This is a genomic window from Serratia sp. JKS000199 (assembly GCF_900215455.1).
GTDB lineage: Bacteria > Pseudomonadota > Gammaproteobacteria > Enterobacterales > Enterobacteriaceae > Serratia > Serratia ureilytica.
The window spans coordinates 3,054,355-3,079,433 of the sequence record NZ_LT907843.1 but is presented as its reverse complement, the minus strand read 5'-3'; the positions used below and the strand labels follow the sequence as shown (position 1 = coordinate 3,079,433).

Genomic DNA, 25,079 nt, shown 5'->3' with positions numbered 1-25,079 from the left:
CGTCGCTTAAAGTGGACAACATACAGACTGCGCAGGCAGTCGCCAACGCAATCATCCTAATAAGGAGCAGTCAGTATGAAGTCCAAAGTGATCCTGGTGACCGGCGCCTCGTCCGGTATTGGCGAAGCCACCGCCGTCACGTTAAAGCAGCGCGGGCATACCGTTTATGCGGCCGCCCGCCGGGTTGAACGCATGCAGGCTCTGGCTGCCGCCGGCATTCGCGTTTTGCCGTTGGACGTCACCGACGATGCTTCCATGGCGCAGGCGGTAAAGACCATCATCGCCGAAACGGGGCGTATCGATGTGTTGGTCAATAACGCCGGTTACGGCTCCTATGGCGCTATTGAAGACGTTTCTGCGGATGAGGCTCGCGCTCAATTTGATGTGAATGTGTTCGGTGCGGTTCGGCTGACGCAGCTGATTTTGCCGCACATGCGAGCGCAGCGCTCCGGCACCGTCATCAATATTACGTCGATGGGCGGGAAAATACATACGCCGCTGGGCGGATGGTATCACGGCACCAAATTCGCCTTGGAGGCCATCAGCGACTGTTTGCGCATGGAGGTGCAACCTTTCGGCATCGACGTCGTGGTGATCGAACCCGGCGGCATCCAGAGTGAATGGGCGGATATCGCCGCGGAAAAACTGATCGGCGTTTCCGGCCAGAGCGAGTACGCCGCTCAGGCTCACGCTGTCGCCCACGCCATGGTCAGCGACGCCAGCAAGAAACGGCAATCGCCGCCGAGCGTGATTGCCGATACGATCGCCAAAGCCGTCGCCGCCCATCGTCCGAAAACGCGCTATGCCGTGGGGTTTGGCGCGAAACCGCTGATTTTTCTGCGGCGCTTGTTGTCCGATCGCGCCTTCGATGGGCTGATGCGCCGGGCATTGGGGGTACCGCGCCAGGGGCAATAAGTCGTCGGGCAGCGGGGCTTTATGTCGGTGGCGGTGAAAATGGTGCGTCTGAACACTGTTCAGACGCATAATCATTAAAGACAATCGCTAATCTGGACGGTGGGAAGGTGCGTAACTTAATGTCCGAATTCCGCACGTCAGCGCGCTAGCCGAGTCCCATAATGCAGAAAAAACCGAACCCGAGCGTTGCCATGAATACTCAACAGCAAGCGTTGTACGACGCGCTGCGCGCGCGTGACCGCAAATTCGACGGCCGTTTTTTCGTCGGCGTCTCTTCCACCGGCATCTATTGTCGCCCGGTGTGCAGCGCCCGCACGCCGAAGCTGGAAAACTGCACCTTTTATCCGAGCGCGGCGGCGGCTGAACTGGCGGGGTTTCGCCCCTGCCTCAAATGCCGACCGGAACTGGCGCCCGGCCTGGCGCTGATCGATCTGGGCAACCGCTATGCCCAGGTGGCGGTGCAGCTCATCGAGCAGGGGTATCTGTCCGAACACAGCTGCGAAGCGCTGGCGGCGCGGCTGGGCATTTCCGATCGCCATCTGCGGCGCATCTTCGCCGAACAGTTTGGCGCCTCGCCGATCGATTACGCGCAGTCGCACCGGTTGCTACAGGCCAAGCGCCTGCTGGCGGACACCGATCTGCCGCTCAGCGAGGTGGCGTTCGCCGCCGGTTTCGGCAGCCTGCGGCGTTTCAACGAGCTGTTCAAGGCGCGTTACCGCCTGATCCCTTCGGCGCTGCGCAGCGGCGGCGCGCGCGGTGAACGGGCCGCCGCCAGCGGGTTGGTGTTTCACCTGGGCTATCGGCCGCCCTATGACTGGGCGCGCATGCTGAATTTCTTGCAGGCGCGCGCCGTGCAGGGCGTGGAGCGGGTCGAGGGGCGCCGCTACCTGCGCTCGATCGCCGTCAGCCAGGGCGGCACGGAACACCGCGGCTGGCTCAGCGTGCAGCCGGAAGAGGCGCGCAATCGGGTTCGGGTCGAGATTGCGCCGACGCTCAGTCTGGTGACGACGGAGGTGTTGCGCCGGGTGCGCCTGCTGTTTGATCTGGACGCCGCGCCGGATCGCATCAATGAGGCGCTGGGCTCGCTGGCGGCCGATGCGCCGGGGTTGCGCCTGCCGGGCTGCGTGAACAGTTTCGAGCAGGCGGCGCGTGCGGTGCTGGGGCAGTTGGTCAGCGTGAAAATGGCGGCGACCTTCGCCGGGCGGATGGCTGAACGCTGGGGCGAAGCGCTGGCGACGCCGCATGAGGGCATCACCCACGTTTTCCCCACGGCAGAACGGGTGGCGCAGCTGCAGCCTGAAGAACTGCGCCCGCTCGGGGTGCAAGTGAAGCGCGCGGCGGCGCTGATCGAGATCGCCCGCGCGCTGGGGGAAGGACGGCTGCAGCTCGACAACGTGCTGGATATCGAACAGGGCATCAAGGCGCTGACCGCGCTGCCGGGTATCGGTAGCTGGACCGCCAGCTATATCGCGATGCGCGCCTGGTCGTGGCCGGACGTGTTCCTGGCCGGCGACTACCTGATCAAACAGCGTTTCCCCGGTATGACGCCGCGCCAGATTGAACGCTACGCCGAGCGCTGGCGCCCGTGGCGCTCTTACGCCACGCTGCATCTGTGGCACAACGGCGGCTGGGCGCCGGAAGCGGAGAGTTGAACGCGGCTAGCGGGGAGACTCGATCAGCTGCAGCAGGCGGCTCATGCCTTCACGCATCAGGAACGCCAGCAGCTTTTCCCGTTCGGCCGGCGTGAGGTGATAGTAATACTCGATCCAGACCCGTACCGGATCCTGACGTTTGACGTCGTAATCCGGATGGTCGGTTTCGCGCAACGCCGACAGGCTGCGCGCGCCGAACGGCAGACTGTCGATATGGTATTCCAGCGCTTTGCCCTGTACGCCGCTGCGGCGGCGGCTGACCCAGCCTTCGCGCCGGGCCATCAGATTGACCCCTTGCGGGGTTGAGGGCAACCCCGCCTTACCCATCAGTTCCCTGGCGGAAAACCATTTCTTTTCCATAGTCCCTTGTCTCTGAGCCATCACCTGTCGAGGAAAATCAACGGATACGTCGATGTTCGCATGGGGATTTCATCTTACTTAATCGTTTAAGCTTCAGGTGTTATTTATATCACTAATCTTGTCTTGGTTAATATCATGTAACGAACGAGATGCGAGGCGCCGCCCGGGAGACGGCGCCTGAGAGGGGGAGAGGGTTAACGGATGCCGAAATAGCCGTCGCTGAGCAACACCGCCAGCGGCTGCTCCAGCGCCACCTGGTCGCCGTCCGCCAGATCGACGCCGATGTCGCGCAGCGCCTGCAGCGTCACCGGCTGGTGAGCCGGTCCGGCGAAGGTCTGCGCTTTAATGCGATGCGCCGCGCCGTTGAGCATCGAGACCATCAGCTCGTCCATCTGGTTGCAGTGCACGTTGGTGATAAAGCGCTCATCGATGCGAATGATGTCGATCCTCTGGTCGCTGAGCTCATCGAACGCATTGATGTTATGCCCGAAGCCGTTGACGATCAGCCGGCAGCCCTGCTGCTGCAGTTCGCGGAGAAATGCCCGACACTGCGCGGCGTGCTCCAGTATTGCGGCCTCATCGACGCTGAACAGCAGCGCCTGCGGCGGCAGCGAGGAAGCGCGCACCGTTTCAGTCAGGTAGCGCTGGAAGTCGGCGCTCAGCAGGCTGTCGATGGCCAGCGGCAGCGCGAGCGACAGCCCTTTGCGTTTGATGTCGTCGGCATATTTCACCAGCAGTTGCGCCGCCGTCCAGCGGTCGATGTCCGGCATCAGGCCGTACAGCTGCGCGGCGGCGATGAACGCCTCGTGCGACAGCGGGCGGTCGTCCGGCGCCATCACCTGCAGCTTCACCTGGTGAAACGCGGCCGACAGCGGCGTCGCCGGCGGTGCGACCGCGTGAGTCAGCAGCCGCAGTTGCCCCTCGCTGATGATCGTCTGCACTTCCTGCAGGCTCAGCACCTCGTGTTGCCGCTCCAGCAGCTGTTTCTGCCGCGTTTCGTACAGATAAACCTGGCCGCGCCCCTGGTGCTTGGCGGTGTAGCAGGCGATATCGGCCTGCGCCAGCAGTTCGCTGCTTTTGGCGTCGGCGCTGATGCGCGTGATGCCGGCGCTGGCGCCGACGCGGTAAATCTTCCCTTCCCAGTAGAACGGGTGCTGGCTGATTTGATTAACCACTTGCTGCACCAGCGATTTGGCCTGTTCCAGCCGGCAGTCGTACAGGATCAGACCGAACTCGTCGCCGCCCAGCCGGGCCAGGCAGTCGCTATGGCGCAGCTGATGCCGCATCAGTTGGGCGATGTCCCGCAGCAGGGCATCGCCCGCCGCATGGCCGGCGGTGTCGTTCACCGCCTTGAACCGATCCAGATCGAGGAACACCAGCGAATGCGGTGACGACGGTTCCCCGCCGGCGACGATCGCCGCCTTCAGCTGTTTCTCGAAGCGGGTGCGGTTCGGCAATCCGGTCAGCGCATCGTGCGAGGCGCTGTAGCTGAGTTTTTTCATCAGTTCGCGCGAGGCGGTGACGTCCTGCAGCACCATCACCGCGCCCATGGTTTCCCCGTCGAGGGTTTTCAGCGGTGAGACCGACTGCTGTACGTCGAAATAACGCCCGTCGCGGCTGTGCAGCACCAGCGCATAATCCGCCGGCCATTGCCGTGGGTATTGCGTGAGGTTTTCGATTTCCGGGCCGTCTTTGCCGTTGGTCAGGCGCACCACGCCGGCGACGGGCATACCGATCGCCAGATCGAGCGGCCAGCCGCACATCTGCTCGGCCACCGGATTCATAAAGGTAATGCGCTGGTGACCGTCGGTGGAGATCACCCCTTCGCCGATGGCGTCGAGGGTAATGTGCAAGCGCTCTTTCTCCTCGTGCAGCGCTTCGGCGAGGATCTTGAGCTCGGTCATGTCGATATTGGTGCCGATCATGCGCAGCGGCTGGCCCTGGTCGTCGAGGATCACATTGCCCTGGCCGCGAATATGGCGTAACTTGCCGCCGCGCGTGGTGATGCGAAATTCCATGACGAATGGTCGTGGCTGAGCCAGAATCTCGGCCAGCTCGCGATCGGTGCGGTCGCGATCTTCCGGCACCAACAGCGTGCGCCACAGCGCCAACGTCGGCGTTTGGTCGGAATTGAGATCGTAGAGTTCGAACATGCGCTGATCCCAGGTGAAGTTTTCCTGGCTTATCACCCATTCCCAGATGCCGACGCCGCCCACCTGATTGGCCAGCGTTATGCGCTCCACCAGCCGGTTGTTTTCCGCCTGGCTGCGCTTCAAATCGCTGATGTCCTCCACCTGAGAGATGAAGTACAACGGCACCCCTTCGGCGTCGCGCACCAGCGAAACCGCCAGCAGCGCCCAAACGGTCTGGCCGTCGCTGCGAATGTAGCGTTTCTCCAGGGTATAGCTGCTGATATGGCCATCGAGCAGGTCGTGCAACTGGCTGAGATCGGCGTTGAGATCGTCGGGATGCGTAATTTCTTGAAAGGTCAGCTTATGCAGCGCCTCCGGCGTATAGCCGAGCAGCGTGCACAGCGCCTGATTGACCTGCAGCCATTTGCCCTGCGGCGACACCAGCGCCATGCCGATGGCGGAATACTCCAGCGCGCTGCGAAAGCGGCTTTCACTTTCGACGATATGCTGTTTTTCCACTCGGAAGGCGTGCATCACCACCGCCATTGCGTGCGCCGGGATTAAAATCAGCAGCATCGGCAAGTACAGACCGAGATCGCCAAGGTGTTTGCCGGTAGCCTGAAAATGCAGCAGTCCCAGCGAAATCATCACGGTGATCAGCAAGAGGGTGCAGAAGCAAACGGTGAACGCCTCAAAACGCGGCAGTGCGATGGCTGCCCACAGCAGCGGCAAAATCACGAACGTGAACGGAAAAGGCAGATAGGTCAGCGCCATAAAGCTGAAAGCCAGCGTAACCATCAGTGTCAGCAATAATGGAAACGGGTTCAGCGCCGTCAGGGTACGACGGTTGTAAGCGAGGCCGATCGGTGCCAGCGACAGTACCCCTATCGCTTCGGAAATGAACCAGGTACCGAACGGCTGCCAAAAAGGCTGCTCTGGCGCGGGTACCAGGCCGGCGGCCAGCAGCGCGCTGAACAGCGGGGTAAAAATCACCGCACAGACCACAAAACGCAGCCAACTGGCGAGATCATTCAACGGATCGTACGGGTGTAGCATGCGGCGCAACAGCAGGGCGCAAATCGCCGCTTCCAGCAGGTTGATGGCGGCCAGCTTGACGGGAGTGACGCTGACGCCGAACAGCAAGAAGCTGGCGAGCACGATGCCGAGGCCGCTGGCCAGCAGCGGCAGCCCCCAGTGACGCGGGGCGTGGCGGTACAGCACCGCGATTGCGGCGGCGGTCGGGAACCACAGCGGCGTGAAGTGGCGGGCTTCGCTGGACAGCGACAGGCTCAGCAAGGCGAGCAAAAACGTCGCCAGCGCCACGAACAGGGAATGCGTCACCACGACGCCTTTGTGTGTGCCGAACGTGTTCGGCGCGCTGATATCCATAGACACCCTTACCGATGGCCTCTGTCAGTGATTGGATTCATGACGTGGATGAATTAAGACGATTTATTGGCAAAGGGTAGTACAGCGCGAGAGGAAAACCTACCGGGAAGCCCGACTTTACTGCGTTAACGCCAGCCCGGCGACAGAATGACGAAAAAGCCGGCGCGAGGCCGGCTTTTGGCGTATTACAGCAGGAACAGAGTGGCGAGGCCGAGGAAGATGAAAAAGCCGCCGGTATCGGTCAGCGCGGTGATGAGCACGCTCGAGCCGACCGCCGGGTCGCGGCCCAGTTTGAGCATGGTCATCGGGATCACCACGCCCATCAGCGCCGCCAGCAGCAGGTTGAGCAGCATCGCCAACGTCATCACGCCGCCCATCGCCGCGTCGCCGTACAGCAGCCAGGTGATCACGCCCATGATGCCGCCCCACACCACGCCGTTGATGATGGCGACGCCCAGCTCTCTGAGCATCAGGCGCGAGATGTTGCCGACTTCAATCTGGTGCAGCGCCAGCGCGCGCACGATCATGGTGATGGTCTGGTTGCCGGTGTTGCCGCCGATGCCGGCGACGATCGGCATCAGCGCCGCCAGCGCCACCAGCTGGGAAATGGTGTGCTCGAACAGGCCGATCACGCGCGAGGCGACGAACGCGGTGCAGAGGTTGATCGCCAGCCAGGCCCAGCGGGTTTTAACCGCTTTGCTGACCGGGGCGAACACGTCTTCTTCCGGGCTTAAACCGCCCATGCGGCGCAGGTTGGTGTCGCTCTCTTCGTTGACGGCGTCGACGATCTCTTCGATAGTCAGGCGGCCCATCAGTTTGCCTTTGGCATCAACCACCGGGGCGCTGATCAGGTCGTAACGTTCGAACGCGCCGGCCGCTTCATCGGCCTTGTCTTCGGGCTGAAAGGTGGCGGGATCGCTGTCCATCACTTCGCGCACCGGGATCTCCGGGTCGTTCAGCAGCACTGCGGTGAGCGGCAGTTCGCCCAGCAGGGTGTTTTTGCGATCGGTGACGAACAGTTTATCGGTGGCGTCGGGAATGGTTTTACGCATGCGCAAGAAGCGATGTACCGCGCCGAGCGTGACGTCCGGCCGCACCGTCACCAGTTCGAAATCCATCATCCAGCCGACGCTGTCTTTGGCGTACTGGCTCATCTCGCGCACCTGAGCGCGCTGCTCCGGCTCCAGCGAGGTCAGCAACCGGCCCATCAGGTTACGCGGCAGGTATTGCGCCAGGTAGGCCTGTTCGTCGACGTCCAGCGTTTTGATCGCTTTGAGCAGGTCTTTGTCGCTCATTTCCTCGATCAGGCTGTCCCAGACCGGCTCGGCGACCTCCACCAGCGTCTGGCCGCGCTTGCTGTTGCCCACCAGCCGCCACAGCGCCATACGTTCATCCTGCGGCAGCGCTTCCAGCAGGTCCGCCAGGTCGGCGGCGTGCATGTCGTCAAGCAGGCCGGTGATTTCCGCCGTCTGGTTCAGCAGTTCGCTTTGGCTGAGGGCGTGTTCATCCCCTGGCCGGCCGAGAATGCCGTCGACCAATTCCTTATTGTTCAACAACAGAGTGAGAATGCGCTGGCGGTGTTCAGCGACTTTTTTGACGTTATGGGTTGCGGCTGACATGGTGTTCCTTAACGGGCGCTCGGCGTTCCTGACGCAGGCTCATTAAAAGATAGAGCATAGCGAGTGCCGGAGTCATTTTTATGAAACGGACGGGGCGCGGCGGTTATTCAGAGGAGGCGTCCTGTTGCGGCGTGCTGACTTCGGCGGCGTTTTGCGCAGCGGCCTGCTTTTTTTCCTGATGATGAGGCACCGCCACCACGGCGGCGTACAGCAGTCGGCCGACTAAAATGATAAAGCTGATAAACAACACTATCTTCGTCATCTGTCCGGTGGTTTTCTTGCGCATATATCACCCGGTATGCCGGTGTCCTGTGTTATTCGCTCGAGAATTTGTAACCGGATTTTAGGCGCTGATGACAAAAGTTGTCCATTTTTTTCCGGCGAGCGGCGCGCCGTATTAGGGTTTCGTTTAGGTTGGCGGAGCGGGGGCGGAAAGAAAAACCCCCTGGCTGGCAGGGGGCGGGGGATCAGGCGGAGCGTTGTTCGTCTTGCGAACCTTCTTCGTCGATCAGCAGCTTCCAGCCGACGACGTCGTTCCAGTAGGCCTGCTCGCGCTCGAAGTCCAACTGCACCAGGTTGTTTTGCGCCAGGTAGCCGGCCGGGAAGCGCAGCGTCCAGTGGTTGTCGTCGGTGGTCAGGCGCAGCGTTTCCGGCGTGGTGGTCGACTGGCGCTGGTTGTTGAGCAGGGTGCTCAGACGCAGCAGCTGGATCAGCGGCAGGTAGTGTTTCTTTTTGAACAGGTTGAGGCGCGGCAGCTCTTCCAACTTGATCGCCTTGCGGTGGAAACGCACCAACGCCGCCAACAGCAGCTGCTGTTCCTGGTTAAAGCCAGGCAGATTGGAGTTTTGCAGAATGTAAGCCGAATGGCGATGCATGCCGCTGTGGTTGATGCTCAGCCCCACTTCGTGCAGCATGGCGGCCCATTTCAGCAGGGCTTCCAATTGCGGATGCACCAGCTTGGTGTTTTGCGCCATCCACTGCGAATAGAGCAGTTCGGTGGTTTCCAGCACCCGCTTGGCCTGTTCGCGGTCGATGTTGTAGTGATCGGCCAGGCTTTTCGCGGTGCGGCTGCGGATGTCCTGGTGGCGGAAGCGGCCTTCCATTTCATACAGCACGCCTTCGCGCAGCGCACCGTCAGACAGGCGCAGATCGCGGATCGCCAGCGCATCGAACACGCCGCACAGAATAGCCAGCCCCGGCACGAACACCGATTGGCGATCTTCCGACAGCCCCGGCAGGCTCAGTGAGCTGAAGCTTTTGAACTGCAGCACCTGTTCGGCGAGCATTTCCAGGCGTTCGAGGGTGATCAGACCGTCTTTTTCTCCCATCGCCACCAGCACTTCGTGGGCGGCCTTGATGGTGCCCGAGGCGCCCAGCGCGTACTGCCAGCCCTGAATGCGGTACTGCCAGGCCAGCGTTTCCAGCTTCTGCGCCGCCGCCAGCCGCGCGCGGCGGAAGTTGTTTTTGCTGATCTCGCCGCCGGGGAAGAACAGCTGGGCGAAGCTGACGCAGCCCATGCGGCGGCTTTCCGCCAGCAGCGGCTCGAAGTCTTCGCCGATCACCAGCTCGGTCGAGCCGCCGCCGATGTCGATCACCAGCTTGCGGCCTTTCTCCGGTTGAGTGTGCTCCACGCCCATGAAGATCAGGCGAGCTTCTTCCTGGCCGGCGATGATTTCGATCGGGTAGGGGATCACTTTGGCGGCGCGCTTGAGGAACACTTCGGCGTTCACCGCCTGGCGCAGGGTGTGGGTCCCGACGATGGTGACGTTATCCGCCGGGAAGCCCTGCAGCCGTTCGGCAAACAGCGCCAGGCAGGCCAGGCCGCGTTCTATCGCCTCTTCACTGAGTACGTTGTTGCTGTCCAATCCGTCGGCGAGGTGCACCCGCTGTTTTAAACGGCCCAATACCTGTAAGGCGCCGTTGACGACGCGGGCGATCACCATGTGGAAACTGTTCGACCCGAGGTCGATGGCGGCGATTTCCTGCGGTTTGTTCGTTGCAGTGTTTTTTAGCGGCATAGTTGCTGGCCTACTGTCCTGGTTGTTCCAGAGCTTTTAAATACTCGTAAATAGCCACCTGGGCGCGCACTTTGCGGCGGTTGCCGCGCGGCACGTACTGGTTGCTCAGTTCTTTATCCACATAACGGGCCTTGACCGTATCGCTGAACAGGATCTCCAGAATGTCCAGAACGCGCTGTTTCAGCGCCGGATCCAGCAGCGATACCGCCACTTCGATACGGTAATCTATGTTGCGGGTCATCCAGTCGGCGGAGGACAGATACACCCGTTTGTCACCTTTGTTGTCGAAAACGTAAACCCGATCGTGTTCCAAAAAGCGATCGACGATGCTGATCACCTGAATATTGTCGCTGATCCCCGGCAGGTTGGGAATCAGGGAACACATGCCCCGCACCAGCAGGCGGATCTTCACGCCGGCGCCGGACGCGGTATATAACCGATCTACCAGCCCTTTATCCACCAGATTATTTATTTTCAACATAATGCCGGCCTGTTCCCCGGCCTGGGCGTTGGCGATTTCGTTGTCGATCAGCTCATACAGCTTCAGGCGCGAGTTCTGCGGCGACACCATCAGGTTGTCGAAGGTGACCGGCCGGTAGGGGTTCTCGATAAAGTTGAACACCCGGCGCACTTCGTTGGTGATGCGCGAGTCGGCGGTCAGCAGCGAATAGTCGGTATAGATGCGCGCGGTTTTTTCGTTAAAGTTGCCGGTGCCGATATGAGCATAGCGCACAATTTCATCGCCTTCACGGCGCGAAATCAGGAACAGTTTGGCGTGGATTTTCAGCCCCGGCGCCGAGAAGATTACGTGTACGCCGGCTTCGGTCAGGCGCTTCGCCCAGTGAATGTTGGCCTCTTCGTCGAAGCGCGCCTGCAGCTCGACCACCACCGTGACCTTTTTGCCGTTGTGCGCGGCGTGGATCATCGATTCGATGATGCGCGAGTCTTTCGCCACGCGGTAGATGTTGATTTTGATCGCCAGCACGCTCGGATCGAACGACGCCTGGCGCAGCAGCTCCAGCACGTGCTCAAAGGTGTGGTACGGGTAGTAGAGCAGCACGTCTTTTTCGCGAATGGCGTCGAAGCCGTTGCGGAAACCGTCGAACCAGATGTGGCGCAGGCGCGGCAGCGGCTTGTTGACCAGATTGGCCTTGCCGACGTTCGGGAAGCTGATGAAGTCTTTAAAGTTGTGATAGCGGCCGCCGGCGATCACCGAATCGTAGTTGGAGATGCCCAGCTTGCCGCGCAGCAGTTCCACCATCTCGTTCGGCATGTCGCGCTGATAAACGAAGCGCACCGGTTCGGCGGTGAGGCGCTGTTTCAGGCTGGAGGACATCAGTTCCAGCAGGCTGGATTCCATTTCGGTCACCAGATCGTACTCGGCGTCGCGGGTCATCTTCATCGAATAGGCGTTGAGCGCGTCGTAGTCGAAGAAGCCTTTGAAAATCTCATCCAGGCAGTAACGCAGAATGTTGTCCAGCAGGATCATCGGCTTGCGGCGGCGCGGCGCTTCCGGCGGCAGATTGACGAAGCGCGGCACTTTGTCCGACGGGATTTCCAGCAGCGCATAGTCGGTGCGCGCGCCGCGGATAATTTCCACCGCCAGATAGGTGTAATCGTCTTTCAGGAACTGCACCAGATTGGTGTCGTGGTTGATCAGGATCGGCGTGATGTGCTGGCGCAGATGCTGTTTGAAATACTGGCGCAGCCAGATTTGCTGGTTTTCGGACACCTGGCGTTCGTTGATCAGGAAGATCTGGTTGCGCGCCATTTCCAGCAGCAGATCGTTGTACAGGCCGTCGAATTCCTGATCGGTTTTCAGCACCTTGGCCTGGATCTTTTTCAGCAGGTGGCGCGAGGCGCCGGCGGAGCCCTGCTCTTCGCTGATCAGGATGCGGCGTTTGAGATCGGCGAAGCGGACTTTATAGAACTCGTCGAGGTTGTTGGAGTAAATGCCCAGAAAACGCATTCGTTCAATCAGGGGATTGCTCTTATCTGCGGCTTCCTGCAACACGCGTTCATTAAAGGATAACCAGCTTAGTTCTTTTTCGATGTAGAGCTTTTCCTGACCCATTGCCACTCCAGTTCAATTTTAGAATAGGATCCGGGACGCAGCGCCCGGATGCCGCTCTAGTGTCCTTCATCATTATTGCGAGAGATTGACAGGAAAGTCCAACATATCCATTGCGTTGGCGCGCGGCGTTTTTCGCCGACAATAAATTTTCCCCGCGGCGGGATGCCCGGCAGTGAAACGATCAGCATGAAATGACGGTTAGCAGGCTTATTCTTGGCGTTATAAAGCGTGTTTATGGTCATTTTTCAGCAATATATCAAATTCATATTGTCTGTTGGCAGTGTAAAAAACCTGGGTTGAGTCGGGTAACTTTGTCATGCAAACGTCATAAAACTGACATAAGATGCCCGGTTATCTTACGGCGTAAGCCCGATTACATCAGCGACAGCGAGACACATGACACAGACGACGGCAAATCAACATCCCCGAGATCGCCTGCGCGGGCGCATCGACCGCGGCGTGCAGGCGGCAGTGACCGCCTGCGGGCTGATGGTGCTGATGACGTTGATGCTGATCTTCGTTTATCTGCTGTTTGCGGTGCTGCCGCTGTTCAAACCGGCCTCGCTTGGGCAAGTTCAGCCGCTGCCGATTGTGGCGTCTTCCCCGGCGCTGGCGCTGGGCATGGACGTGCAGCAGCGCGTCGGTTATCGCATCGATGCGCAGGGCACGGGGCAATTTTATCGTCTGTCGCCGGCGCCGAGCGGCCAGGCCCAGACACCGCTGGTGCAGCAAACGCTGCTGGCCAAACCGGTGCTGCTCGCGCAGGCCGCCGGAGAGCGGGATCTGTTCGCGTTGGCGCAGGCCGACGGCCGGTTGGTGGTGGCGCGCGCGGATTTCGCCACGGCGGAAAACGGCCGGCCGCAGTGGCTGTTCCCACTCGGCCAACCGCCGCTGGCGCTGGATCCGCAGCGCAAGCCGCTGAAGCTGTTGTCGCTGGCGGACGCGCATCGCGGGCAGTATCTGCTGGCCGGGGTGACCGACGATCGGCGGCTGGTGTTCGGCCGTTTCAGCCCGGATCGGCCGCCGCAGTTCAGCGAGCGGCCGCTGGAACAGAATGCAGAACAACTGGTGCTGACGCCGGATGGCCGCCAGCTTTACCTGCTGGCGGGCAACCGGCTGGCGCGTTATCAGATCGACGGCGCGCAGCTGCAGCTGCGTGAAACGCGTACCCTTGGCGAACATGCTCCGTATCAGATGACGGCGCTGCCCGGCGGCAGCGCGCTGTTGATCAAGGGCGCCGACGGCAATCTGCGCGAGTGGTTCGAAGTAGAAAAAGAGCAGCGCTGGCGCCTGACGCCGGTGCAGCATTTCGACCATGGCGCCGACGGGCAGGAGCTGACGGTGGCTGAGCCCTATCGCCGGGTGTTCGCCACCCTGCGGCCCGATGGCGGCTTCTCGCTGTTCTCCACCATTCAACCGCAGCCGCTGCTGAATACCCGTTTGGGCGCCGAGGTGCAGCAGATGGCGTTTGCGCCGCGCGGCGATGGCCTGCTGCTGGAGAGCGCGCAGGGCTGGCAGCGCTATGCGCTCGACAACCCGTATCCGGACGTTACCTGGCGTTCGCTGTGGGGCAAGGTGTGGTATGAGAACTACCCGCAGCCGGCCTATGTTTGGCAGTCCACCTCCGGCGAAGACAGTTACCAACCCAAATTCAGCCTGATGCCGGTGATCTTCGGCACCTTCAAGGCGGCGGCTTACGCGATGCTGTTCGCTATTCCCCTGGCGCTGGCCGGCGCCATCTATACCGCTTACTTTATGACGCCGGGGCTGCGGCGGGTGATCAAACCGGCTATCGAAGTGATGGGCGCGCTGCCGACGGTGGTGATCGGGCTGGTGGCCGGCATTTGGCTGGCGCCGATCATCGAGCAGTATCTGTTGGCGGTGCTGGCATTGCCGCTGTTGCTGGCGGCGGCGGTGCTGCTGTGCGGCGCGTTGACCCATCGCTTTATGCCGCGCTGCCGGCCGGGCGTCGATCTGCTGTTGCTGTTGCCGCTGCTGGCGTTGACGGTGTGGCTGGCGCTCAGCCTGGGGCCGCGGCTGGAGGTGGTGCTGTTTGGTGAGCCGCTGCATTTCTGGCTGGGGGATAATTACGACCAGCGCAATGCGCTGGTGGTGGGCGTGGCGATGGGCTTCGCGCTGGTGCCGATCATTTTCTCGCTGGCGGAGGACGCGCTGTTCAGCGTGCCGGCCACCCTGAGCCAGGGTTCTTTGGCGCTGGGCGCCACCCAATGGCAGACGGTGATCAAGGTGGTGCTGCCTTCCGCCAGCGCCGGCATTTTCTCCGCGCTGATGATCGGCTTTGGCCGCGCGGTGGGGGAAACCATGATCGTGCTGATGGCCACCGGCAACACGCCGATTATTGACGGCAGCCTGTTCCAGGGGCTGCGAGCGCTGGCGGCCAATATCGCCATCGAAATGCCGGAGGCGGTTTCCGGCAGCAGCCATTACCGCGTGCTGTTCCTGACTGCGCTGGTGCTGTTTGTCTTCACCTTCGTGTTCAACACGCTGGCGGAGGCGGTGCGCCTGCGGCTGCGCAAGCGCTACACGCCGAATCAGGAGGCGCCATGAAAAGCTGGGTGAAGAGCGGGTCGCCGTGGGTGTGGCTGACCGCCGGTTCGGTCGCCGTCAGCCTGCTGGCGCTGATCGGCATTCTGTTGCTGCTGGCCGGGCAGGGGATGCGCTATTTCTGGCCGAGCCCGGTTTATCAGTTCGAACTGAATCAGAACGGTGCCGGGCCGGTGACGGTGATCGGCGAGTTGTACCAGCAACAAAGCATTTCCCGGCGCCAGTTGGCCGAGGCGGGCGTCACGCCGCCGGGCGAGGCGCAGAACGTCGAACGTTATCTGATTAAGGTCGGCAACCGCGAGCGCGAGGGGCAGGATTTCCGCACCTTGCTGGCCAGCGATATCCGCAGTCAAAGCGCGCCGCGCAGCCTGCTGGTGCTGGAACGCGACAGCCACGGCACCGCTTACGGCTATCTGGCGGGGCTGCTGGAAGACGGGCAACCGCTGACCGGCCGCAATCTGGGGCAGGCGTTGCAGCAGCGCCTGCCGCAAATCGCCGCGCTCTCGCGCCAGGCGCACGACATTCAATTCCGCGACATGGCGCGCATCAATCAGCAGTTTGACGCGTTGCGGCTGCGGGAAAAGCGCCTGCAGCGCGACGATAAACTGGACGCCCGCGCGCAGGACGCGATCAAGGCCGAGCGGCTGGAGCTGCAGCGGCAGTATCAGCTGTTGTCCGAACGTCTGGCGGGGCTGAACCGCGATCGCCAGCGCGACGCGTTGCTGCTGCGCGACATGCACGGGCAGACGTTGACCATTCCGCTCAGCCAGGTGCGCGATGCCTGGTACCCGAACGCCATGAGCACCTCCGAGAAGCTGGCGCACTGGGGCGAGCAGGTGAAGAAGTTTCTCATCGACAGCCCGCGTGAGGCGAATACCGAGGGCGGGGTGTTTCCGGCCATTTTCGGCACGGTGTTGATGGTGATCCTGATGTCGATCGTGGTGATGCCGTTTGGCGTGATCGCGGCGGTGTATCTGCACGAATATGCCGGCAACAATCTGCTGACGCGGGTGATCCGCATCGCGGTGGTCAATCTGGCCGGCGTGCCCTCGATCGTCTATGGCGTATTCGGCCTCGGCTTCTTCGTCTATATGATAGGCGGCACGCTCGATCAGCTGTTCTATCCTGAATCCCTGCCCAACCCGACCTTCGGCACGCCCGGCGTGCTGTGGGCGGCGCTGACGCTGGCGCTGCTGACGCTGCCGGTGGTGATCGTCGCCACCGAGGAAGGGCTGTCGCGCATACCCACCTCGCTGCGGCAGGGCTCGATGGCGCTGGGGGCCAGCCGGGCCGAGACGCTGTGGCGCATCGTGCTGCCAATGGCGGCGCCGGCGATGATGACCGGTCTGATCCTGGCGGTGGCGCGCGCCGCCGGGGAGACCGCGCCGCTGATGCTGGTGGGGGTCGTGAAATCGGTGCCGGTGCTGCCGGTGGACGAGATTTTCCCGTATCTGCACCTTGAGCGGAAGTTCATGCATTTGAGCTTCCAGATCTACGATATGGCATTCCAGAGCCCGAGCGTGGAGGCGGCGCGGCCGTTGGTGTTCGCCACCGCCTTCTTGCTGGTGACGATCGTGGTGAGTTTGAATCTGGCGGCGATGGGCATCCGCCATTCGCTGAGGGAGCGGTACCGAGCATGGTCGCAGTAACAATGACGCTATTTTTGGGGAGTGCGTAATGGGTTTGATGACGCCAGGCAGTTTGCCCCGGCTGGATGTCCAGCATCTCGACGATGAACAGACCGCGCTGGCGGTCAACGGCCTGAACCTGTTTTATGGTGACAAACAGGTGCTGCACGATATCTCGCTGCGTATCCCGAAACACCGGGTGACGGCCCTGATCGGCCCTTCGGGCTGCGGCAAATCGACGCTGCTGCGCTGTTTCAACCGCATGAACGATCTGGTGGACAACTGCCGCATCGAGGGCGAACTGCAGCTGAACGGCGCGGCGATCTCCGGCGCGCAGATCGACGTGGCGGCGTTGCGGCGGCGGGTGGGCATGGTGTTCCAGCGGCCGAACCCGTTCCCGAAATCGATCTATGAAAACGTGGTGTACGGCCTGCGCCTGCAGGGCGTGCGCGACCGGCGCTTGCTGGATGAAGCGGTGGAGCGTTCGCTGCGCGCCGCCGCGCTGTGGCATGAGGTGAAGGACCGGCTGCGCGAAAATGCGTTCCGCTTGTCCAGCGGCCAGCAGCAGCGCCTGGTGATCGCGCGCGCCATCGCCATCGAGCCGGAAGTATTGCTGCTCGACGAGCCGACCTCGGCGCTCGATCCGATCTCCACGCTGACCATCGAAGAGCTGATTTCCGCGCTGAAGCAGCGCTATAGCGTGGTGCTGGTGACGCACAATATGCAGCAGGCGGCACGCGTCTCCGACTACACCGCCTTTATTCATCAGGGGCGGCTGGTGGAGTACAACGACACCGACGCCATCTTCACTTCGCCGCGTCAGCGCCGCACCGAGGATTATATTACCGGGCGGTATGGGTGAGGGATGAGCGACGGAGGTTTTCGCTCCGTCGCCGGCAATGGCCGTTGCAGTCGGCCTGCGTCTGCTGTTTTATTTTACCCGCGCATTAAGCCGGCATGAATTAAGGCATGGCATAAGTCTGATTGCCGGCGAGTTTGTTTTATTCATTTTTCATCATGTGGAATTCAATCCATTCTCTGCAATTTATTATCAACCACAATTATGTTGTCGATGATGATCAATATAATTGCTCATGTCGATAATAGCTGTGGCGGGCTCGGCGGTGCTGAAATGGTAATCCTTAATGCGCGCGGCCTTTAGCCGTAACCCGCAATACCAACCCCACCACCAACAATGCAGCGCCCGAGGCATAGAGCGGGAACCAGCGCGTCCACCAGAGCGGGGAAAACAGCGGGGTGCTGTTGGGATCTGCGGACGTGTAGCCGCTATATATATTCAGGGTTACGGCGATGGCAAACATCGCCAGGCCGATAAAAAGCAGCAGGTTTGAAACTTTAGCCATTTACGTTACTCCTTCGTAGAAATTCAGAGGAAAGGTTCTTGTTATTGCGGTGCGTTACTGTTTCATCCACTATTCCGGTTAAATACGCTCTTGGCTTTTTTATCAGCTCATTTTCCGGTAAAAATGGCATCACCGAATACTAGCCGGTTATTCGCCAATAAAAAACCCGCCAGCGCGGGTTTTCTCTTTTTTCTCGCAGACCGTCACTTCACCAGCGGCTTATCGCCCGGCGTTTTGAACTTCGCCAGATATTGCGGCTGGAAGATGCACATGCGCAGCACGGTGCGGTATTCGCCGTTGACGAAGAACTCGTCGATCAGCTCGCCTTCCACGTTAAAGCCCAGCTTGCTGTAGATGTGGATCGCCTTCGGGTTCTCCTTGTCGACGATCAGGTACAGCTTGTACAGGTTCAGCACCGAGAAGCCGTAGTCCATCGCCAGGCGGGCGGCGGTGCTGGCGTAGCCTTTGCCCTGGTGGGCGGGATCGATGATGATCTGGAATTCTGCGCGGCGGTGGATGTGATCGATCTCCACCAGTTCCACCAGGCCGACCTTGGCGCCTTCGTGCTCGATGATAAAGCGGCGCTCGCTCTGATCGTGGATGTGTTTGTCGTAGAGATCGGAAAGTTCGACAAAGGCTTCGTAGGGTTCTTCAAACCAATAGCGCATAACGCTGGCGTTGTTGTCCATCTGGTGGACGAACGACAGATCGTCCCGTTCCAATGGGCGTAACCTGACGCTGGCAGTGCTGGACATGTGGGCTCCTCTGTGCCGTGAAATTGTGCAAAGTATAACTTCACAGAATGGATGAAGGCGAAAAAAAACGGCGCCGCGTGGGCGCCGTTTAGGCAAGGTTCAGACTTCAGACGGTGCAGGTATTAGCTGGCCTGGCGACACTTATGGCCTCTGGTGGCAATGGAGTCTGCAATAAAATTTGTTCGGCGATTTCCGCCGATACTTTTTTAATCGCAACAATCAATTGAATTGCCGAATTTAGGACAACGCTTTTTATTTCTTCCACGCTTTTGCCGCGAAGAAACGAATGCAGGAAGACATCGCCAAACGCGCTATTGTTCAAGTCGCTGCGGGTTTTACAGGCCATCAGACGCTCAAATCCGTTATCGCTGTCATAGGGGCCTTCACAGAAAAATGCCGTTTCTACCGCGATTCGTTTGATCGCCATGAGTACAAATCCGTCCATCGAGGGGCTCTCCATTCGTTTTATTTAAGGAGCGGGCCGTGCGGATCAGGCCAGCGTCATTACCTTTCTCTTTCTGTTCTGCCAGCGCACCTGGCCCTCTCCCCAGGGTTTGAGCTTGTTGAAGCGCTTGATTGCCTGAGGTGCGAAACCGGGCCTGCAACAAAAATCGAGCAGCCATATCCTGTCTCCCTCATTCCATTCGGAAGGGTGAAGTGGGAACCCCGGATCGCGTTGCAATTGCGTTTCGGTGTCCTCCGTCAGACAGGCCCAGAGAACATAGGCCAGCGGTTGGTCATTGGTGTCGAAAAGAAACTTGATCTGCCCGTGCTGTATGGCAAATATCAAGCGCTCTTGAACGCTTTTTATCGGATGAAGGCTGTAATTTCGGTGATGTAACATGCAGCTCACGGCAAAACCAAGCTGCTCATAGTCTGACCATTGATCTTGGCCGCCGGCGGTTTCTCGAATATAGAGCGTCATGCTGGTTCATTTCTCCTGGAGGGGATGACAAGCGGCTGCCCGCCAAAGGTTTCTTTGGCGAAGGCCACCGCCTTTATCCGCATGTCGGTTAACAGTTGCCGCAAGCGTTGGTCGTCATCACCATTGGCCTCCACCAGAGCCGTGATTTCGTTGAGCATCTGTATTTTCCCGCACTGGGGGCGGGGCCGCAGCCTGAGGCGAGCCTGTTGCGCCATGCCTTTCTGAATAACGGTGGCATCGATTCCCTGGGCGTGGCAGGTTTCGACCAACCAATGATTGACCTGCGAGAAAGCGCGCAGGGTGCCCATAAAACGCGCATCCCGTGAGAAATCGTCATGCGTGGGGACGGGGTGCCCTTGGCTGCAGCGAATCAAGGTCACGACCAAACGTTCCAGCGGCGATTCGTCTCCCGCCATTTCCGCTGAGACATAGAGCTTTCGGCAACGGTGGATAAGCAGCTGCAGGAAATTGTTTGCCAGCCTCTCTAAGGGTTTTGGCGTCTGCGTCGGTGAGAGCAGGTCGATGGGAATGCCCAGTAGCGTCAAATAGCCACGGCAACAGGCCTGCTGAAAAAAATGCCAGAAATAGGTTTTTACCTGTTGCTGGGCGATGGCAATGAAAGGCCGATCAAACAGGTACTTCCCAAGGTAGAAGCACAGCTCGGATAGGCTGTTCTGAATGATTGCCGGTTCTCTCATCAATTGTGCAAACTTGAGCTGGTATTCGAAATCGTAACGATGATCGCTGGGGAATAAACAGGTTAGCCCGTTAAAATCCAATACCCTACCGTCCATGGTGATGTTGGAGGATGAGGTGGTCAACATCAGGAAGCGGGTGCGGCAAAACGCCATTTGCCGAGCCAGACGTTTGGTGAGCTCATACATCCCCTCAAGGCAGCGGCGCCGCGGATCGCGAGCGGCCTGTTCGCTGAAGCCCGCGGTGGGGACCGGCAAATAGTCCGGCAGGCGGCGAAGCACGGATTTAACCCGTTGAACGTCATGCATGAGCTGCCCTGCATATTCCGCTTTGGGCCGGAAGTAGGGCGTTCGTTCAAAATGTGCCGGGCGGACCAGGGGCTCGCGAACCAGAAGGGCGCGGCGAGAGCGGCCCTTTGTGCGGGTGAAATCCCCATGGGTATAGCTGTCGGTGAGCAAAATCGCGTGGGTGCGCGCGGCGCCATAAGGCAACGTCTGCGCCAGCATTTCGCTCCATAGGGCTTCATAGATCGCCTGTTCGGCGCGCAGTTCGCCATTGGAGTGATACCAATCCGAACCTTGCCCGACCAGCGGATTAGCACCGATTCCTTTCACCTGGTAACGGCCATCAAAACCGCAGCGGGCGCCGCCGCCGTTACGTTGAATACCGCCTCCGCCGTAACGTTCCGCGTGGAAAACTTTGACGGCGCCTGGCGTATCGGGAGTGACCAGATAGCTGCACGCGGCGTGCAGCGCTTCGCCGTCTGCCTTTTCTTCGGCGGACCAAATGAGAGAGGACGTAACCCGGTGTGCCGTGAAAGGCACTAAATTTTCCGCCAGGTCCTTAAGTAAAAAAGAATCGCTCATTGGGTGATGTACTCTATGGTGTAGTTCAGTTCTGATACGGACGTGCGCTGCGCGAAACGAGCAAAAGCGGCGTCCAGATGCCCGGCGATATCGCGCAATGCTTCCGCCCTGGCCATCGCGGGGTGATCGCAGTCGATGTCGATATTTTGTATTCGTCCATGTACATAGGGGCGCCAGGCCTCCAAATCCAACCAGTCTTCTGCGCGCGGCGCTGCTGCCGTGAAGAACAGCAAATTACCGTAGAAGTGGCCGTGTTCCGACTGGCCGACCAGGCGGCGGCTATTAATCACCACGTCAATCAAGCGGTCGAGCGTGCCGTCATCCAGACTGGCCAGGGCGCTGCCGTGTTTTCGCAACAGGGCGATTGTTTCCGCGCGTTGCAGGATCTCGCCTTTCGGCACGACCAGCGAAGGCAATTCTTGATCGAAGGGCAAGGCGATGCCCGCAATGAACAACAGGGCGGCCAGCGCCAGGCTCTCCTCCTCTTCGCCATTGAGCGTTTCAAAAGCGAAGCGTCGCCACAGATCGCTGGGATAGGCATCCATCATCGCCAGCAATTCGACCTGCTGATCTTGTTGCTCTAGGTGGATGGCGACATTGTGGGCGATCATGCCGCCAACCGACCACCCGATGATCCAGTAAGGCCCCTCGGGCTGATGGGCGCGTATGCGCCTGGCATATTCTGCGGCCATTTCATCCATCGTTCGGGTGATATTGCTGCCCGGCGTCAGGCCTTGAGCTTGCAAGCCGACGATTTCACACGGCGTTTTGAGAAAACGCGCCAGGCCGCTGTAACACCAGGCGATGCCACCGGCCGGATGGATGCAAAACAGCGTCGGCAGCGCGTTTTGCGAAGCGCCGGCGCCAGGGCGCAGCAGCAGTGTGGCATCGAGCATATCCGGCGCTGAGTGCTGGCCTTGTTCGGCCAGCGCCCGGGCTGAAGGATGAGCAAAGATACTGGCGATGGTGATTTGCCAACCCAGGCCGGCGTTAATGCGGGCGGCGACATCAACGGCGCTCAGCGAGTTGCCTCCCAGTTCGAAGAAGTTGGCTTCAGGCGCCACGGCAGGCAGGCGCAGCGCATCGGCAAAATATTCGCACAGCCGTTGCTCCGTCAGGGAGGAGGGAATGCCACCGCCCTGTGATTGCGGGCTTTGCGGAGCGGGCAGCGCTTTTCTATCCAGTTTGCCATTGCGGCTGAGCGGCAGTTCGGAGAGAAACACCAGGCACTGCGGCAGCATGTAGGCAGGGAGATATTCCCGGCAGAGCGCTAGTAAGGCTTTTTCATCGGCCTCGGCGCCGCTGGCCACGACATAGGCGACAATGCGCCCGTCATGCATGTTGGCACAGGACTGGAGCACCTGCGGATGTCGATTGAGAACCGCGTCAATTTCCTCCAGCTCAATACGCTGCCCGTGTATTTTTATCTGGTGATCCAGCCGCCCCAAATAGTCTATTTCGCCATTCGGGCGCCAGCGCGCCAGGTCTCCCGTGCGGTAAAGGCGCTTGCCGTCCGCTGTGGCGAAAAACCGTTCTGCCGTCAGCTCGGGTTGGCCCGCATAGCCGTCAGCGAGACAAATGCCCTCAATGTGCAATTCCCCTTCGATGCCAATGGGGGTGGTGTTGCCGAAGGGATCCAGCACGTGGATGCGCGTATTCCAAATGGGGCGGCCGATAGGCACGCTGCGCTTCTCGTCGCTGCAGCTCAGCGCGTGGTAAGTGACATCAATGGCGGCCTCCGTCGGGCCGTAAAGATTATGCAAAGGCGCCGTCAGCAATGTCCGCTGCCGTTGGGCCAGCTCCGGCGACAAGGCTTCCCCGCTGGCGAATACCCTGAGCAGCGGCAGCGGTTCGGGCCTGCGTTCGACGGCGTCGAGAAACAGCGCCAGCATCGATGGAACAAAGTGCAGCGTTGTGATGCGATGCTGCACGATGCAATTCAGCAGGTACGCCGGATCGGTATGGCCGCCGGGCCGCGCCATCACCAAGGTTGCGCCCCCGATCAGCGGCCAGAAAAACTCCCAAATCGACACATCAAAGGTGGCCGGCGTTTTCTGCAGCACGCGATCCTGCGTTCCGAGAGGATATTCGGCCTGCATCCATTGCAGGCGATTGGCCAAGGCAAGATGGCTCACGATCACCCCTTTTGGGGCGCCGCTGGAACCGGAGGTGAACAGAATATAAGCCGGATCTGCGCCGCTTTGCCGCGTGACGAGCGGCAATGCCGCGTCGCCCTGATGGGCGGCTAGTGAGTACAGCGCGGCGAGATCGAGCCGGGGAACGCTGTCCGGCAACCTGTCGTCATCGGCGCGATCGGCTATCAGCAATGCCGCATTGGCCTGCTCGAGCATCTTTTGCTGTCGCCGCGTCGGCAGTTCGGGCGACAGCGGCAATAGCGTGGCGCCGGCACGCATAATGGCCAGCAGAACCACTTCTAAGGCTACGCTGCGTTCAAGTGTGACGGCGATCACCTGGCCGCGAGCGCCTTGCAGATGGCGTTCAAGGGCATGCGCGCACCGCCGTGAGCGCAGTTCCAGCGCCGAATAGCTCAGCCGTTCGTTTTCGTCGAGCACGGCTAGCTGATGCGGAGTGGCTTGAGCCTGTTTGAGGAACAGGCCGAGGATCGTGTTGGCGGGTAACGGCTGGGCGGTGTCGTTCCATTGCGCGATTAACGCCAGTTCCGCCGGTGCTGGCAGCGTCAGTTGTTGCAGCGGAAGGGTCGGCGCCGCAACCAACTGCATGATCCAATGCAACAGCCGCCGCACATGCAATTGCAGCTCTGCGTGATGATGGCGCGCGGCATTGGCGATAAGACGCAGGCGGCGCGGTTGCAGGTCCGTACCCAGTTCCAGGTGGAGGTTAAGATCGCGTACGGGGCCGGTGGCGATATGTTTGACCGTGGCGCTTAGCTCCGCAAAATCGAGCGTCGCAGGCGGAGGCAAGATGTTCAGTTCGATGCCGTAAAGGGGCAGAGTATCGCCTACCCTGCCGATGGCTCGGCCGATCCATTCTCCGCGGTAGCGCTGGTGCGCGAGCAGCTCGCGCCGGCTGCGGGCGACGGTGGCGCAAACGTCGCGAAAGTGCGCGTGTTGCGGCAAATCCAGCAGAAGCGGCAGGATATTGCTGCGTGTGACCGCCGCCTGGGCGCCATAAGTATCAAGCCGCCCCATGCAGGGCAGGCCGAACAACAGTTGCCGCTCGCCCGACTGACAGCGGGAGAAATAGCTGGCGAACGCGCTGAGCAAGATGTCGGATAACGCGATCCCGCTGCTTTGGTAGAAGCTGCCCAGGGCTAGCGCCAGCTCGGTATCGATAACGGTCTCGACTTCCAACGTGTGCTCGGCCATGGCTTGCGCTGGCGCACCCAGAAAGGTCGGCGCAGGCAACTGCGCGCAGCGCTGCATCCAGTAGCGGTGATCGTCCGCATATTGCGCGCTCTGCCTGTAGAGGACGTCGTCCTGGCAGAGCGTGGTCAGTTTGACAAAGCGGCTGGGGAGAGGCGGCGTTCCTTGCAACAGCGCTCGGTAATGCTCCCCCGCACGGCGGTGGAGCAGGGAATAGGCGTAGGCGTCGAAAGCGATATGGTGTATTCGGGAAAACCATATCGCTTCGCGTTCATTCAAAACATACAGCTGATGTTCATGAAGATGTAAATTCTCCGGTCCCTGTTCCCGTTGCGTTATCTGTTCCATCGCGCGCCAGGCGAGCGCCTCCGGGTCTGCGTGATGGCTGAGATCGCAGACGGTCACGCGGCCAGCAGGCTGGCGGATGCCGAAAGACGGAGTGCCATCGATATCGAGGAAACGGTGGTTGAGCACCTCAATATCCTGCAGAGCCAGTTCGATGGCGTTGAGCAATAATGTCCGATTAATTTCACCGTGCAGGCGCAGGGCTTGCGCCGTCGCATAGAGTTTGGAAGAGTGGCTCGCTTGCGATGCGTACCATACGCCCTGCTGGGTGTCCGCCAGGGGGGTATTATTAAGGGATGAATCATTCATTTTTTCTCTGGCTCCTGTTCTGGAGTGGTACTCAAGTGCCTTGTCACCAGGCTTTCCATTTTCTTTTGGCCTGCAAAATCAAATCAATATCTCTGTGTAATTGATATTCAGTGCTTTGGGTTT

The 25,079-nt window shown here is 60.3% G+C and carries 17 protein-coding genes; 5 read left to right on the top strand and 12 right to left on the bottom strand.

Going from position 1 to position 25,079, the window contains the following annotated elements; translation table 11 throughout:
* Nucleotides 1–75 precede the first annotated feature (75 nt).
* Together CPH57_RS14680 and alkA are read left to right on the top strand one after the other, a co-directional pair.
* Entirely contained in the window at nucleotides 76–915 is an 840-nt protein-coding gene (locus tag CPH57_RS14680) for an oxidoreductase (protein WP_033651541.1), read from the top strand.
* A 161-nt stretch (nucleotides 916–1,076) separates the two neighbouring features.
* Entirely contained in the window at nucleotides 1,077–2,567 is a 1,491-nt protein-coding gene (alkA, locus tag CPH57_RS14675; protein ID WP_072627151.1) for a DNA-3-methyladenine glycosylase 2, read from the top strand.
* Between the two features lie 6 nt (nucleotides 2,568–2,573).
* Here alkA and CPH57_RS14670 read toward each other — a convergent pair whose 3' ends face one another.
* The 6 genes from CPH57_RS14670 to ppk1 form a co-directional block, all read right to left on the bottom strand.
* Nucleotides 2,574–2,927 carry a DNA-binding protein gene (locus tag CPH57_RS14670; protein WP_033644048.1) on the bottom strand — a complete coding sequence of 118 codons (354 nt, stop codon included), beginning with the start codon at nucleotides 2,925–2,927 and terminating at the stop codon, nucleotides 2,574–2,576.
* A 194-nt stretch (nucleotides 2,928–3,121) separates the two neighbouring features.
* A complete protein-coding gene (locus tag CPH57_RS14665) occupies nucleotides 3,122–6,448 on the bottom strand; it encodes a diguanylate cyclase (protein WP_060660368.1) in 3,327 nt (1,108 codons plus the stop codon).
* A gap of 185 nt (nucleotides 6,449–6,633) precedes the next feature.
* The gene (gene mgtE / locus CPH57_RS14660; protein WP_015378729.1) at nucleotides 6,634–8,067 is read right to left on the bottom strand and encodes a magnesium transporter; all 1,434 of its coding nucleotides are present in this window, start codon (nucleotides 8,065–8,067) and stop codon (nucleotides 6,634–6,636) included.
* Between the two features lie 103 nt (nucleotides 8,068–8,170).
* The gene (locus tag CPH57_RS14655) at nucleotides 8,171–8,353 is read right to left on the bottom strand and encodes a YfgG family protein (protein ID WP_033644045.1); all 183 of its coding nucleotides are present in this window, start codon (nucleotides 8,351–8,353) and stop codon (nucleotides 8,171–8,173) included.
* A 181-nt stretch (nucleotides 8,354–8,534) separates the two neighbouring features.
* Nucleotides 8,535–10,085 carry an exopolyphosphatase gene (gene ppx, locus CPH57_RS14650; protein ID WP_033632396.1) on the bottom strand — a complete coding sequence of 517 codons (1,551 nt, stop codon included), beginning with the start codon at nucleotides 10,083–10,085 and terminating at the stop codon, nucleotides 8,535–8,537.
* A 10-nt stretch (nucleotides 10,086–10,095) separates the two neighbouring features.
* Nucleotides 10,096–12,159, bottom strand: coding sequence for a polyphosphate kinase 1 (gene ppk1 / locus CPH57_RS14645; protein ID WP_033644044.1), 2,064 nt, complete (start codon nucleotides 12,157–12,159; stop codon nucleotides 10,096–10,098).
* Between the two features lie 396 nt (nucleotides 12,160–12,555).
* Between ppk1 and CPH57_RS14640 the strand changes: the two genes are divergently transcribed.
* From CPH57_RS14640 to pstB, 3 genes are read left to right on the top strand one after another with little or no spacing between them, the layout of a single operon-like run.
* A complete protein-coding gene (locus CPH57_RS14640) occupies nucleotides 12,556–14,727 on the top strand; it encodes an ABC transporter permease subunit (RefSeq protein ID WP_096242484.1) in 2,172 nt (723 codons plus the stop codon).
* Nucleotides 14,724–16,373 (top strand): phosphate ABC transporter permease PstA, encoded by a 1,650-nt coding sequence (gene pstA, locus CPH57_RS14635; protein WP_060660370.1) that lies wholly within the window; start codon nucleotides 14,724–14,726, stop codon nucleotides 16,371–16,373. The genes CPH57_RS14640 and pstA overlap by 4 nt, the downstream gene beginning before the upstream one ends.
* 28 nt (nucleotides 16,374–16,401) lie before the next feature.
* Nucleotides 16,402–17,214 (top strand): phosphate ABC transporter ATP-binding protein PstB, encoded by an 813-nt coding sequence (gene pstB, locus CPH57_RS14630; protein WP_004941613.1) that lies wholly within the window; start codon nucleotides 16,402–16,404, stop codon nucleotides 17,212–17,214.
* Between the two features lie 280 nt (nucleotides 17,215–17,494).
* Here the strand turns inward: pstB and CPH57_RS14625 are convergent, their stop codons facing one another.
* From CPH57_RS14625 to CPH57_RS14600, 6 genes are all read right to left on the bottom strand, one after another.
* Complete coding sequence (locus CPH57_RS14625; protein ID WP_060660371.1) at nucleotides 17,495–17,716, bottom strand: hypothetical protein; 222 nt, start codon at nucleotides 17,714–17,716, stop codon at nucleotides 17,495–17,497.
* A gap of 203 nt (nucleotides 17,717–17,919) precedes the next feature.
* Nucleotides 17,920–18,471 carry a spermidine N1-acetyltransferase gene (gene speG, locus CPH57_RS14620; protein ID WP_033644040.1) on the bottom strand — a complete coding sequence of 184 codons (552 nt, stop codon included), beginning with the start codon at nucleotides 18,469–18,471 and terminating at the stop codon, nucleotides 17,920–17,922.
* Nucleotides 18,472–18,577: 106 nt separating this feature from the next.
* Nucleotides 18,578–18,916 (bottom strand): hypothetical protein, encoded by a 339-nt coding sequence (locus CPH57_RS14615; protein WP_033644039.1) that lies wholly within the window; start codon nucleotides 18,914–18,916, stop codon nucleotides 18,578–18,580.
* Between the two features lie 45 nt (nucleotides 18,917–18,961).
* Nucleotides 18,962–19,396: a toxin-activating lysine-acyltransferase gene (locus CPH57_RS14610; RefSeq protein ID WP_033644038.1), complete on the bottom strand. Its 435-nt coding sequence runs from the start codon at nucleotides 19,394–19,396 to the stop codon at nucleotides 18,962–18,964.
* Complete coding sequence (locus CPH57_RS14605) at nucleotides 19,393–20,958, bottom strand: MchC protein (protein ID WP_096242483.1); 1,566 nt, start codon at nucleotides 20,956–20,958, stop codon at nucleotides 19,393–19,395. Before CPH57_RS14605 ends, CPH57_RS14610 begins: the two co-directional genes overlap by 4 nt.
* A complete protein-coding gene (locus CPH57_RS14600) occupies nucleotides 20,955–24,956 on the bottom strand; it encodes a non-ribosomal peptide synthetase (RefSeq protein WP_046687623.1) in 4,002 nt (1,333 codons plus the stop codon). The genes CPH57_RS14605 and CPH57_RS14600 overlap by 4 nt, the downstream gene beginning before the upstream one ends.
* Between the last annotated feature and the right edge of the window lie 123 nt (nucleotides 24,957–25,079).